The organism is Blautia hominis, from assembly GCA_002270465.1.
Lineage (GTDB): Bacteria > Bacillota > Clostridia > Lachnospirales > Lachnospiraceae > Blautia > Blautia hominis.
In genome coordinates, this window is record NQOF01000005.1 from 300,420 (window position 1) to 312,486 (window position 12,067).

Consider the following 12,067-nt stretch of genomic DNA (forward strand, 5'->3'; position numbering starts at 1 on the left):
ATCCTAATAATTGCAAGAATGAATCTTTCCTCGGCAGGCGTTTTATCCTTATGCCTAACGGCACCTGCTGTCTTCGGCAGCTATTCCTGTATTAAAATATCATGCAGGACAAGTATTGTCAAGCTTTTTCTTCATAAAACTTGATTAAATTTTATCTATCCTTCAATTCCACACCGTAAACAATGTATCCGCTGTACTGTGCGCCTTTTACCGGGGTCAGACTTGGAGCTACGGAGAGCTGGTAATCCTGGCTTCCGTTTTCTGTAAATGCAGCCAGCTCCATTCCCTTGATCTGGTTTTCCAAAGCCCCCATTTTGGGTTCCCCGTCGGTTCCCGTCACGTATAAGGTCAGGGTCAATTGTTTTCCTTCCGGGTTCTCCGGATCTTCGGCTGTCAGGTACAGTCTGCCGAACACACCGTTTCCTTTTGCCAGAGTAACCGATATCTTTTTATCCTCCGGCAGATTTTTTATCTCTTCAGCCGTAACCTTCACGTCTGTGCTCCCTTTTGCCGCTACCTCAACCGTCTCCGGGACCGTGACGGTGTAGGCCGGTTCCGCTGATTCAAATAATGTGAGATTTGTCACAGATGTGCTGTCTGCCAGGGCTGCCATTGGAAAAGCAGTGCACATTGCCCCTGTCAAAACTGCTGTCATTATTTTTTTCCCTCTTGTCATGACTTTCTCCTCCTCTTTCCAAACACTACACCACATGCAGAATAGTCTTCACCTGCGCTCCGTTCATAGATTCCAGACTGTCATCCAGAGAATATGTACTAATGTTGATATATAGATCATAATCCCCCTTTTCCGGCAGATTCTCAACCGTAAACTTTGTTATGGCCTTGCCGGGCTCGATCAGATCCGAATCATAAAGTACCTTTGATATCTCCGGTATCTCCAGTGTATACTTAAAGTAGCAGGGATTTCCTTCGGGATTCACAAGACTCATCTGAAATTCCCCTGCGTCCTTACCTATTGTCAGTTCTCCGTACCCCGGTATTTTGATCCCTGACGCCTCACCTGACCTGTCCTCCAGGTTCTTATCCCAGTCGGACGCGTCGGCCGAAACCACAAGTCCCCGGCCATTTCCGTTATCCGGAGCGTCCTTTCCGTGAAATAGGAGAAAAGATACCGCGAGGATCACTGCCAGACCGATCCCCACTGCAGCAAACACTGCTTTTTTTGTATTTCCTCTATTCTGCATATTCCTCTTCCTTTAATCTTTTTCAATAGGATCCTGCGCTTTTTCTCCGGTCCGGACCAATAAGAGCACGGCACCTCCCGCAGCCGCACAGGTCAGCAGCAGGACCAATATCTGTCTGTCATCCCCCGTTTTGGCAGCAGCCGCCGCGGACGTTTTTGCCGTATCTTTTTCCTTACTCTCCGTATCCTTTTCCGTGTAGAGATGAAGACTGCTAGAAGATGCCAAAACACGAACCGGTGCACACACAAGCAGTACCGAGAGCGCAAGGATAAACATCAGCTTACCTTTTCTTATCATGTTAATTCCTTTCCTGCTGCACATGGCAAAGGCTGTATTTTAACTGTCTGCAAGCTGAATCCCAAATGTTATGCTTCCCGTATAAGCCACGCCATATTCAAACCTTCCGGCGATCACCGGTTTGACTGTGTACTGCTTTGTCTCACTTCCGGTAAACGCCACAACTTCTCTGCCGTTTGCCTCATCTTTGCCCCCTGTTGTCTCAATGGTCTCCCCGGCTTCATTGATAATCTGGTAGCGGATGGAGGTATTCGGTGAGGTATCCCCCTCAAGGACCATCTGGTTTCTATAAGCACTGGTCCCTGCAATTGTCACGGAAATCTTTTTGCCCTCCGGAAGGTTCTCCACATTTTCGGCTGTCACCTCCACCGCTGCACCTTCATTTCCCATAGAAACGGAAGCAGGTATGGTCACTGTGTAAGAAGGGTCAGCCGTGAGTACGGCGCTGATCTCCTGGTTCTGGGATGTGGACTCCTCTGCTGCAAAAGCAGTCAGCGGCATTGCCATGCACATAGCTGCTGTTAATATAGCAGTTGTAATTCTTTTTCTCATCATGTTTCCTCCTTGGAATAAAGTGTGATCATTGATTACAGGACAAGTATACTGCTGTGACCAAAGATTCGTCTTCAAAGGAAAGTAAAATCGGCCTTAAATGTTTGTTATTCACGAAACGCAAAAAATCCCGGAACAGCCCTGTACAAATGGGACTTTCCGGGATACTTCCATATGTTTGTCACTGTAAAAGAACCTCTTTGGCCGCTTCTTCCAGCTTTTTGCTTTTTTCTTTTATTTCCGCTTTTTTTACCTGCTCCTGAATTGCCTGCTCCGCTCTCTCAGTCTGGATTCGGCTCTTCAGGATTCCCTCTGTCTGCTCAAAAGGCAAGACCCCGTTTTCCACTCTTTCCAGACATTTCATAATAAGGATATTTCCGCCTGCTGTGAAGGGTTCGCTTATTTCTCCCTTCTGCATGGATGACGCCAGCATCCAGCGCATACTGTAGACCCCGCTTTTTCCCTCCTGGGTATCAAGACTATTCATCTCCAGCTCATAAAAGCTGATTTGGGGATAATCCTCCTCAAGTTCTTCCCGGCTGCTTTCTGCTCTTATGGCTTCTGCTGCCTCCTGAAGCTCTGCTGCGTTCTCTGCTTTGGTTTCCGCCACAAGCATTTTCACCCCTGTATCATAGCGATACTCATCCTGTCGTTCACGGTAGGCTGTTTGCAGCTCCTCCTTGGAAAGTGTCTGTTCTTTTTTCAGCTTCTCCATTAATTCAGCTTCCAGTTCAGAATATGCATATTGGTAATAGGACTCTTCCGTGTAGGAGGACAAGCCATAAGTCACCTCACCGGAAGTTCCTTTCTTTGAACGGGAGGCATTTTCTTCCTCCATGGAGGATTTTATGGCACTGTAGTCCATATCTGCCTGTATCCCATTATCCTTAGCCATGGATGAAAGTGTCTTCTTGTATATCAGGTCTTCCTTTGCCAGGTTCATGATAACCGCCAGTGGCGTCTCACCGTCTATGGGGGTTGTCCAAAAATCTTTCCGGTTTGCCTCATCTGTGGAATAGCGGCTTTTTACCTGTGCCTGAAGCTGCTTTATCTCTGACTGGTATTCCTCTTTTGCCACGTCCTGCCCGTTTATCTCCATTGCAGTGCGCAGTTCTTCCGGCTTCTGAAACCTGATATAAAAAACCAGCCCGGCCAGGAGCAAAAGGACTATGGCAAAAACAGCGTCAACAATATATTTTTTCCGCATTCGTCACTCCTGAAAATGGGGGCTGCCAAGAACAGCCCCCATACTTCCCACTTACTTTTGGTATTTACGTTTCTTTCCTAAAATTACTGCTGTACCTCCTGATAATACCAGAAGTCCTGCTAAAAGTGCAAGCGGAGATTCATCACCTGTCTTGGCACTCTTGGCCGTCTTGGTCCCTGATGTGGAAGATGGCTTTTTCTTTGTGGTACCCGGTGTACCTGTTTTTTTCTTCAGGTTTTTAATTGCCTTTTCCAGGCTGTCTTTTGCTTTGTTCACTTCAGACTGCGATGCTTTGTCGTCTTCTAATACCGATGCTGCCGTTTCCAGTGCTTTTTGGAACTGTTTCCAGGAGGCATCCGTATAACTTCCCTGCTTGTCATCTTTATGTTTGTCATAAAGTTTTTGCAGAGCGCTCTTGTCCGCACCTTTCTCCTTCAGTCCCGATAGTGCTGCACTTAAATCGGACGCCGCTTTGTTGATCTCCTCCTGGGTGGCGGAGTCATCGTTCAATATTGTCTCCGCGTTTTTCAGGGCGTCGGCAAAGATTCTCCAGGTTTCATCTGTATAGTTGTTCTGTTTGTCATTTTTGTGGGCATTGTATAATTTTCCCAGAGCGCTTTTGTCTGTTTCAGACTTAGGATTCTCCTTCAAAGCGGCAATGGCTGCTTCCAGGTTCTCTTTTGCCTTGTCTACCTTTTTCTGGTCCGCGGTATCATCTTTCAGAACAGCATCGGCATTCTTTAACGCATCCTGGAAATCTTTCCAGGTCTTGTCCGTAAAATTCCCCTGCTTGTCATCTTTATGGGCGTTAAACAGTTTCTCCAGAGCGGCCTTATCTGCCTTCCCTTCTGTTTTCTCCTCCAGCGCTGCAATTGCATCTTCAAGCAGTTTCTTTGCCTGTTCTATTTTGTCCTGGTCCGCAGTTTCATCTCCGAGAACTGTCTCTGCATTCTTCAAAGCATTTCGGAAATCTTCCCAGGTCTTATCTGTAAAGTTCCCCTGCACGTCATCTTTATGCAAGTCATAAAGTTCCTGCAGACCTTTTTTATCCACCACCGGTTTCTCACTCTTCTTTGCCAGAGCTTCATAGGCCTTTTTCAATGTTTCCGCTGCTTTGTTAACCGTATCCTGCGTTGCGTCCGCATTCACTTTCTCAAGCTTGGCTGCCAGAACAGCATCCTGGTATGCGTTCCAGGATTCTTCCGTATAGTAGGATTCCTCCTCCTTTGGAACAAGGGCCAAAGCTTCATCCAGAGCAGATGTATCCAAATTCTCTTTGGTCACGGTATATCTCTCGTACAGTTTTACATCATCCATCTGTACTGTTGCCAGGTCACTGTTAATGCTGATACTGATCTTGTCGTAACCCTTGGTAGTGAATGCAAAGCTTGCTTTTCTCCACTCTCCTGCTCTTGTGAGAGACTCCGGATGGGCATTTCCGAGCTTAATGTCACCTGAATCGGTTATATCTTTGTGATGTTTTGCTTCAATGGCAACCTTGCCGGTGTCCGAAGCACTGCATTTGATCCATGCCTCCAGAATATATTCCGTGTTCGGTGTTACGGGAATCCCGCCCAGTTCAGAGTATGCGGTCTCTCCGGCATTTTTTTGGTCAACTTTCAGGCTATGCTCACCGCTGTGGGCATCCCCTTTTGCAACAGATACGGTACTCTGCCACTCTCCCCAGTCTCCCACGTCTCCGGACTCAAAATCGCCATTACTGTTTTCCGGATTATAAGATTCCAGAATATTGTCAGCCGTCTCAGCATCGTTCTCCTTAATGTCATCCTTCCTGATCAATGCCTGTATTGCCTGCTCCAGGTTCTTGGCATAACTGTCGATCATCTCCTGTGTAGCAAGCGGTCGGTCCATGGCTGTTTTGGCTGCTGACAGTGCCTTCTCCATCTCAGCAAATGTGGCGGCATCATAAGCATTTTTATCATATGCCTCCGCCATGGCTGTCAGAGCTTGCAGATAGGTTTTGTCCACCTGTGGCCTCTCAGCCGTACTCTTGCCCTGATACTCAAAAGCCCCCAGATCTACCAGCCCCCGGTTCTCTCCATCTGTGTACGGAGCAGGGTTTCCGGCATAGTCTTTGTTTTCTATGGTGATCTGCGTAGGAACCAGTTCATTTTCCACCGCTTTCAGAGATTCCTGGGGCGGGTCCATGTAATCGCTGCCCGCATCAATACAGGGTGATGTTGATTTTAGTTTAAAGCCTTCAGCGCTTCCCAGAGTCACCGTTCCGTCAGCAAAGCTTCCGTCCGTATAGTTTTCAGGATTTTCAAACTGCGGGTCAGCAATGATAACGCCTGCGTCCTCATCCTTTGGATACACATCCGCAATAGTGCCGTAAATACAGTTATTGCTGTAATTTACTCCTTCATTACTCACAAAGGTATCACTGTCTCCGCAGATAATATTGTTGTAGATATCTGTACCGCTGGAAGGCGCGGTTCCCCAGGTTGCCTGTTCCACAGCATTAACCTTATATCCGTGATCCCAGTAAATGGTGTTGTTGTAGACCTGGTTGCCAATACTGCCTTTCTCACCGATACGCATGATACGCGCGCCGTCAAACAGACCATCATTGACACTGACATTGTATCGGGCAACCGCATTTACCGTATAATAAGGTCCCGGGCAGGCCATCCAGAATCCGCCCTTGTTGTCGTGGCTGTAATTGTACTGGTACATTACGTTCTGATTGCCGTAATCAAAGTCAAAGGCCATACCATCCTGATAACTCTCTGTATGGGCCGCTTCATTATACTGCATGGTCACATTGTTGCAGTCCCACATCCAGATTGCTGCATGGGCGGGATTTCTGCTGTAGTCCCAGTCCTCACTGGCACTTTTCACCACAAGATTTTTCTCTGCGATACCGCCGTCTGCGTTGATAAGCACAATACCGTCACCGGCCACGTCGTAGACATAGTTCTCTGCCACATATACATTCGGCCATCCGACCCATTTTCCTTTTCCCGCATCCTGTGCGCCGCTGCCGCCTACCAATACTCTGGATGCCCAGGAGCTTTCCATATAAATGGCTTCGTGGCAGACATTTTCTACCTTATTTCCGACAATTGTAAGATCTGTGAATTTGGACTCTACCTTATCTCCTGTCACAAGGGCGATCAAACCGCCTGAACCCTTCTGGGCACCACCCTGCATGTAACCGTTGACATCATGTACATAATTATTCTTCACAACAACGCCCGGAAGGTCTCCCCCATCGTGGTTCTCCACAAGGATACCTGTGAGCAGGTACTGGCTCTGTTTCTTTTTGGCATTGTCGTTCACAAGGTCCGCTGCATCCGCTTCCGTGTTGGTCACTTCCAGGTTCTGGACAGTGGTGTATTGGGAATTGTAGATATGAACTGCTGCCACATCCTGTTTCGGCGCGTTTTTGTTGGTCTGCCATGGGTTTCCATTGCCGTTGATAACAGGATTGGCGCCCTCCCCGTATCTGTCTACATAAACAGGGTTGTCCTGGGTTCCTGCTGCCTCCTGAAGCTTAAGCTGCTCGCCGTTCCATGTACAGCCGGCCTTTAAAAGGAGTCTGCCGCCTGCCTGAAGGCGGAGCCGCTTTACATTTTCAAAGGTTTTCCATGCCTGTTCCGGGGAGGTTCCTGTAGCAGCGTCATCTCCGTTCCCGGCATCTATATAGAAGGTATCACTGCTGGTGATCAGGGAGTCATCTCCCGGATTGTCCGGATTGTCCGGATTCTCCGGGCCGTCTGTTTTTACAAGCCTGATATTCCTGGCTTTAGCGGTTCCCTTCTCTAACCAGACACTGATGTTTTTGGAAGTCTGGCCTGCAGGCATCTGGAAGGTAACGGATATGGTCTCCCACTCCCCTGTTTTTGCATTTACTGCAAAAGACTTATCTCCACTGTCTGTCTGAGGCTTTTTCTGGGCAATAGAAATGGCCTGTGCAGTGTCAGCATATACTTCTCCGCTGAGTTTATACCAAGCCTCTGGCTCCAGACCGTCCACATTCCGGTTGATTCCGTTTGCCGCTTTGCCGGCGTCAAAGGAACTGTAGAAGCCGCCCTCTTCCTCATGGATGGTGATCTCAGCATTTTCCGGCCAGATTCCCCATCCGTTGAGTCCGTCTGAAAAGTCACCGTTTGCCAGAAGGTTTGTCTGCTCCTGCTGACCCTGCTGTTTCTCCAGGCCGGCAACAGCGGCTTCCAGTTCTCCCGTAATGGAATTTACTTCCTCCTGTGTCTTCTGGGCCGCATCGTAAGAATAGATATCTGTGTAAGTCCTGGATTCCTCTGCCTTATTCTGAAGCACTCCCAGTGACTCAGCCGTGTAGATATCCGTCTGTCCCAGTTTTTCCTCTGCATCCGCAAGTGCTGCCTCAAGTGCAGATAAATCAGGTGCCTCATACAGATTTACATCGTCTGCATATGCAGTGCCTGCCCCTGCGTTCAGCCATGTATAGACATTGGGCTTCTGGGCATTTTCCCACATAGTAAAGCGCACGGCAACTTGAACCCACTCGCCCACTTCACTGCGGGACTTTACGGCAAACTGCGGGTCGCTTCCCTTTCCTTCATTCTCATGGAATCCTATAGAATAGGAATTGGCGGTAGTCTGGTAAATCTGGGCCGTGAGCCAGTAATCCTTCCCCGGTGTCAGGGCAATGTCCTGTGTGACCTGGGACCCGTTTCCTTTTGCTTCCTCTCTCAGACAATAACTGCCCTCTGCCGGCTGGATCACATTACTTCCAACTCTCTCCATACTGGCTCCGCCATCGGTGCACCAGCCGTTTTTTGTCCAGCCGTTTAGATCATCTTCTTCAAATCCTCCGTTTACAAGCATACCTGCAGTCGGTTCTGCCATGACAGGCACAGCCAAAGTCATATTCCCCATAATCATGGCTGCTGCCATCAGCATGGAAATTCCTGATTTCCATTTTTTCATCATTTTGACCTTTTCCTCCTTCAATTCAGAATATTTCTTATTCACTTCTTAAAACCTGCATCCTCCTCTCCTTCGGGCATTGTCGTCATTTGCACTATAAATACGGAGATTTACCCCATTTTTTATATAGTATCACAACAGCCGCTGCGATTTTTTTCATATTCGACTCCATTTATAACATTTTCAACCATTTTGACTAAAACTTTAATAAACCCTTTGATTAAACATTTTCCGTTCCTCACATAAACTAAAAGAAAAGGGTATTTTTATGATCATACATGTTGTGGCTCCAGGTGAAACCCTCAGCAACATTGCTGCACAGTACGCAGTATCCCCAAGCCGTCTTTCCTTTGACAACCAGCTAAGTGAGCAGGACCACCTGGTTGTAGGCCAGGCCCTCCTTGTTCTTCAGCCGGATCTGATCCATGAAACCGCGCCGGGCGAGACCATCCCCACTATTGCGGACCTGTACGGCGTCCCCGCTCTGCAGATCGTGCGGAATAATCCCTTCCTCACCAGCCAGCCGTTCCTCCGGCAGGGACAGTATCTGGTCATCCGTTACAAGGACCAGTCAGACAGACCCTTAACTGCGGACGGTTATGCTTATCCTTTTATCAATATGAGGCTGTTAGGGGAAACGCTTCCCTATCTGGGATATCTGTCCATTTTTTCCTATGGCTTTACAGAATCCGGCGAATTAATCCCCATTTATGATGAGCCTTTGCTGGACGCAGCCAGGGTATACGGCACCAAGGCTGTCTTTGTACTGACACCCTTTACAGAAGCAGGGACCTTTAACAGCAATCTGGTCACCATTGCCTCTCAGAATATGGAAGTTCAGGAAAATCTCATGGAAAATATACAGAGAACGGTACAGAATAAAGGATATTCTGAAGTAGATGTGGATTTTGAGTATATAAGAGCCGAGGACCGGCTGGCTTATGTGGAATTTGTGCGGAGACTGACCCGGAGGATGAACGCAGTGGGAATCACGGTCTCCGTGGCACTGGCTCCCAAAGTATCTGCGGACCAGCCGGGACTTCTGTATGAGGGGGTGGATTACAGACTTCTGGGGGAAGCGGCAAACTCGGTGCTGCTGATGACGTATGAATGGGGCTACACCTACGGTCCGCCCATGGCTGTTGCTCCCATACCCTCCGTGAGGCAGGTCTTAGAATACGCGGTGACGGAAATCCCCCCTGAAAAGATTTCCATGGGCATACCGAACTACGGATATGACTGGCCTCTTCCCTTTGTCCGTGGAGAAACAGCCGCCGTAACCATAGGAAACCAGCAGGCTGTGGCCATCGCTGCTGCCAATAATGCCGACATACAGTATGACGAAATATCACAGGCCCCTTTCTTTGAATATAATGACCGGGGCACAGACCATATTGTATGGTTTGAGGATGTGCGCAGTATCCTGGCCAAATTCCAGCTCGTAAAAGAATTCGGGTTTCCCAGAGTTGATTACTGGCAGCTCATGCGGTCTTTCCGCCAGAACTGGCTGCTCCTCTGTACAGAATTCTCCTTGTCAGACCCCTTTTAAACGATCACACAGATACTGGCGGGCTGCCTGGGCGTTATTAAAGTGCGGAGTTTTTTTGCCCAGTATATACCCTGCTGCCTCCTCCCACTCTTCCTGTGGATACTCTTGAGATGAAATCCTGCTCACTGCGTCATGGATCTTTATCCTGCTGATGCAGCCGTGCAGGTCCGACAGCATTGTTGTGCCGTTTTCTCTTGCCAGCCTGTCCAGTAATTTATCCTTCAAACTCCGCACCTCCTTTTTCATTATCCTGTGAAGACTACATAATGATGGTTATGTGGTCACGATTCTGAGGATCAGACTTCTGTGCATCCCACAAAAGAAGATTTCATTAAAAATAGACACAGGAAGTAAACCGGCGCATGTATCAGGATGCCTCCGGTTTATTCTCTGTGTCTTTTCCCATGTTCTCCGGTATAAAATATTGTATTTTAAGAGGAAGCATGATAAAATTGCTATGTATTCAAGTTTAAAACATTTGTTTCTATGACCACATAACCATCATTATGTGGTTTTTTATATTCTCAACACAACAAGCCCCATCTTGTCCACCTGTCTGGCATGTTCCGTACCGCTTTCCATGGTATAGATGCGGGTCGTGGTCACACTGGAATGTCCCAGCAGGTCTGCAAGCCTGGATAGATCCTTTTCCATGCGGTAATAGGTCCTTGCAAATAAATGGCGCAGGTTATGAGGAAACACTTTTTCCGGCTCAACCCCTGCACTGCAGCACAGATTCTTCATGTCTCTCCATATATTTGAGCGGTCCAGCGGCCTCCCGTTTTTTGTACAAAAAATAACTCCTTTTCTGATCCCCTGCTCCCGGCAGTACACCTGCAGGGCACGGCTCAAGGCTCTTGGAAGGAAAATGGTACGTTTTTTCCCTTTACAATCCACAATCGCGCGTCCTGCTTTTACTGTCTCCAGTGTTACAAACTGCAGCTCCGAGACCCGTATGCCTGTTGAACAGATCGTCTGCAGGATCAAGGCCAGACGGCGGTTCTGTTTCTGCTCAGCAGCGTTCACCAGCCGGATATACTCCTCTCTTGACAGCTCTTTTTCCGGTTTCGTAAAGATCTCCCTCTGAATCTTCAGCGGTTTCACCCTGTACTGGGGATACCCGGCCCATTCAAGAAACCCGTTTACTGCTGCCAGCATAGAATTCACACTGGCAGGCAGATAACTCTGTGTCAGTTTTTCCTTCCAGCACAGCAGGCTTTCCTTTGTAACTGTCTCCCCCTGAAGAAACATAAAGTATGACCTCAGGTCATGCACATATTTGACAATGGTATTCCTGCTCCTCTCTTCCCCTAAAAGGTAGTTCTCGTAGCCCTTTACCAGACCGTCCTCATCCATCTGAAACGTTGCCGCCGCATTTCTGCACTCCATAATCAACCAGCCTTTCTGTCACATCCTGAACCTTGCATTTACTTCTGTCATCTGTTATTGTACCTAATATGTACATCCTATATACACAATACAACAAACCATCTTAAATGGTGCACGAATTCCTTTTTTGTTGTTGGAATGGTAAATACACCCGAAAGTTTTACATGCTATAATAATAGTGGAATTTTATGCCTGGAGGTGTTAAACTTGAAAATTGCAATTGTAGATGATCAAGAAAAAGACAGAGATGAGTTAAAGAATGTATTGATCCCCTATCTGAATACTTTGGATCTTGAAACGGATCTGTGTGAATATGAAAGCGCCGAAGATTTTCTTGGAGTTTTTGAAAAAGATGAATTTGATATATGCTTTATGGACATTTATTTAAAGAAAATGGATGGAATGACCGCCGCCAGACACCTTGCGGACCAAGACCCCAACTGTTTTATCATCTTCCTGACAACCAGCCCTGACTATATGGCGGAAGGATATGATGTGCGGGCATGGCGGTATATCGTGAAGCCCCTGCAAAAAGACATGATCCATAAGATACTGGGACCGTGCCTAGAACAAATTGTGCTGTCACGGCGTTATCTTCATGTAAGATCGGACAGACAGGAGCTGGACATTCCCTATTCCAGAATTTATTATATTATTACTTCATGCCGGAACACCATCATACATATGAGTGATATCCAGATCACCGTCTCTTCCAGAACCTCCTTCTCCGAGCTTACACAGCCGCTGCTGAAGGATTATCGGTTCTTTTGCTGTAACAGAGGCATTCTGGTAAATCTTACAAAGATAAAACGCATGGAGAAAGATACCCTCACCCTGCAAAACGGCGAACAGATACCGGTGAGCAGAAATAAGATAAGGGATACAAAGTCCGCGTTCCTGCAGGTTGCTTTTGAACGTGTTTAGGAGAAACGT

The 12,067-nt window shown here is 47.5% G+C and carries 10 protein-coding genes and 1 other annotated feature (1 of these 11 running past the window's edge); of the genes, 2 read left to right on the forward strand and 8 right to left on the reverse strand.

The features are described from left to right. Nucleotides 1-95: a sequence feature (ribosomal protein L10 leader region), on the reverse strand; it reaches 46 nt to the left of the window's first position. A gap of 56 nt (nucleotides 96-151) precedes the next feature. From CI595_RS17790 to CI595_RS17815, 6 genes are all read right to left on the reverse strand, one after another. After that, on the reverse strand, nucleotides 152-676 hold the full coding sequence (locus tag CI595_RS17790; protein WP_095174973.1) for a hypothetical protein: 525 nt from the start codon (nucleotides 674-676) through the stop codon (nucleotides 152-154). 25 nt (nucleotides 677-701) lie between these two features. Continuing rightward, nucleotides 702-1,205, reverse strand: a complete 504-nt coding sequence (locus CI595_RS17795) for a hypothetical protein (RefSeq protein WP_095174974.1) — start codon at nucleotides 1,203-1,205, stop codon at nucleotides 702-704. A 12-nt stretch (nucleotides 1,206-1,217) separates the two neighbouring features. Continuing rightward, the gene (locus tag CI595_RS17800) at nucleotides 1,218-1,502 is read right to left on the reverse strand and encodes a hypothetical protein (protein ID WP_095174975.1); all 285 of its coding nucleotides are present in this window, start codon (nucleotides 1,500-1,502) and stop codon (nucleotides 1,218-1,220) included. Nucleotides 1,503-1,541: 39 nt separating this feature from the next. Further along, nucleotides 1,542-2,057, reverse strand: a complete 516-nt coding sequence (locus tag CI595_RS17805; protein WP_147737741.1) for a hypothetical protein — start codon at nucleotides 2,055-2,057, stop codon at nucleotides 1,542-1,544. 178 nt (nucleotides 2,058-2,235) lie between these two features. Then, nucleotides 2,236-3,261 (reverse strand): peptidylprolyl isomerase, encoded by a 1,026-nt coding sequence (locus tag CI595_RS17810; protein WP_095174977.1) that lies wholly within the window; start codon nucleotides 3,259-3,261, stop codon nucleotides 2,236-2,238. A 51-nt stretch (nucleotides 3,262-3,312) separates the two neighbouring features. Further along, nucleotides 3,313-8,199: a carbohydrate binding domain-containing protein gene (locus CI595_RS17815; RefSeq protein ID WP_147737742.1), complete on the reverse strand. Its 4,887-nt coding sequence runs from the start codon at nucleotides 8,197-8,199 to the stop codon at nucleotides 3,313-3,315. A gap of 265 nt (nucleotides 8,200-8,464) precedes the next feature. Between CI595_RS17815 and CI595_RS17820 the strand changes: the two genes are divergently transcribed. Continuing rightward, on the forward strand, nucleotides 8,465-9,745 hold the full coding sequence (locus CI595_RS17820; RefSeq protein WP_095174979.1) for a glycosyl hydrolase family 18 protein: 1,281 nt from the start codon (nucleotides 8,465-8,467) through the stop codon (nucleotides 9,743-9,745). Here CI595_RS17820 and CI595_RS17825 read toward each other — a convergent pair. Continuing rightward, complete coding sequence (locus CI595_RS17825; RefSeq protein WP_095174980.1) at nucleotides 9,731-9,970, reverse strand: hypothetical protein; 240 nt, start codon at nucleotides 9,968-9,970, stop codon at nucleotides 9,731-9,733. The genes CI595_RS17820 and CI595_RS17825 overlap by 15 nt on opposite strands. A 291-nt stretch (nucleotides 9,971-10,261) precedes the next feature. Beyond that, nucleotides 10,262-11,134: a tyrosine-type recombinase/integrase gene (locus tag CI595_RS17830; protein WP_243135201.1), complete on the reverse strand. Its 873-nt coding sequence runs from the start codon at nucleotides 11,132-11,134 to the stop codon at nucleotides 10,262-10,264. A gap of 207 nt (nucleotides 11,135-11,341) precedes the next feature. On the opposite strand from CI595_RS17830, the gene CI595_RS17835 reads away from it, so the two are divergent. Beyond that, nucleotides 11,342-12,058: a LytR/AlgR family response regulator transcription factor gene (locus tag CI595_RS17835; RefSeq protein WP_158661530.1), complete on the forward strand. Its 717-nt coding sequence runs from the start codon at nucleotides 11,342-11,344 to the stop codon at nucleotides 12,056-12,058. The last annotated feature ends 9 nt before the right edge of the window (nucleotides 12,059-12,067 follow it).

Excerpts from the sequence above, each read along its gene's own strand:
- CI595_RS17790 (WP_095174973.1), bottom strand. The coding sequence starts at position 676 with ATGACAAGAGGGAAAAAAATAATGACAGCAGTTTTGACAGGGGCAATG.
- CI595_RS17795 (WP_095174974.1), bottom strand. The coding sequence starts at position 1,205 with ATGCAGAATAGAGGAAATACAAAAAAAGCAGTGTTTGCTGCAGTGGGG.
- CI595_RS17800 (WP_095174975.1), bottom strand. The coding sequence starts at position 1,502 with ATGATAAGAAAAGGTAAGCTGATGTTTATCCTTGCGCTCTCGGTACTG.
- CI595_RS17805 (WP_147737741.1), bottom strand. The coding sequence starts at position 2,057 with ATGATGAGAAAAAGAATTACAACTGCTATATTAACAGCAGCTATGTGC.
- CI595_RS17810 (WP_095174977.1), bottom strand. The coding sequence starts at position 3,261 with ATGCGGAAAAAATATATTGTTGACGCTGTTTTTGCCATAGTCCTTTTG.
- CI595_RS17815 (WP_147737742.1), bottom strand. The coding sequence starts at position 8,199 with ATGATGAAAAAATGGAAATCAGGAATTTCCATGCTGATGGCAGCAGCC.
- CI595_RS17820 (WP_095174979.1), top strand. The coding sequence starts at position 8,465 with ATGATCATACATGTTGTGGCTCCAGGTGAAACCCTCAGCAACATTGCT.
- CI595_RS17830 (WP_243135201.1), bottom strand. The coding sequence starts at position 11,134 with ATGGAGTGCAGAAATGCGGCGGCAACGTTTCAGATGGATGAGGACGGT.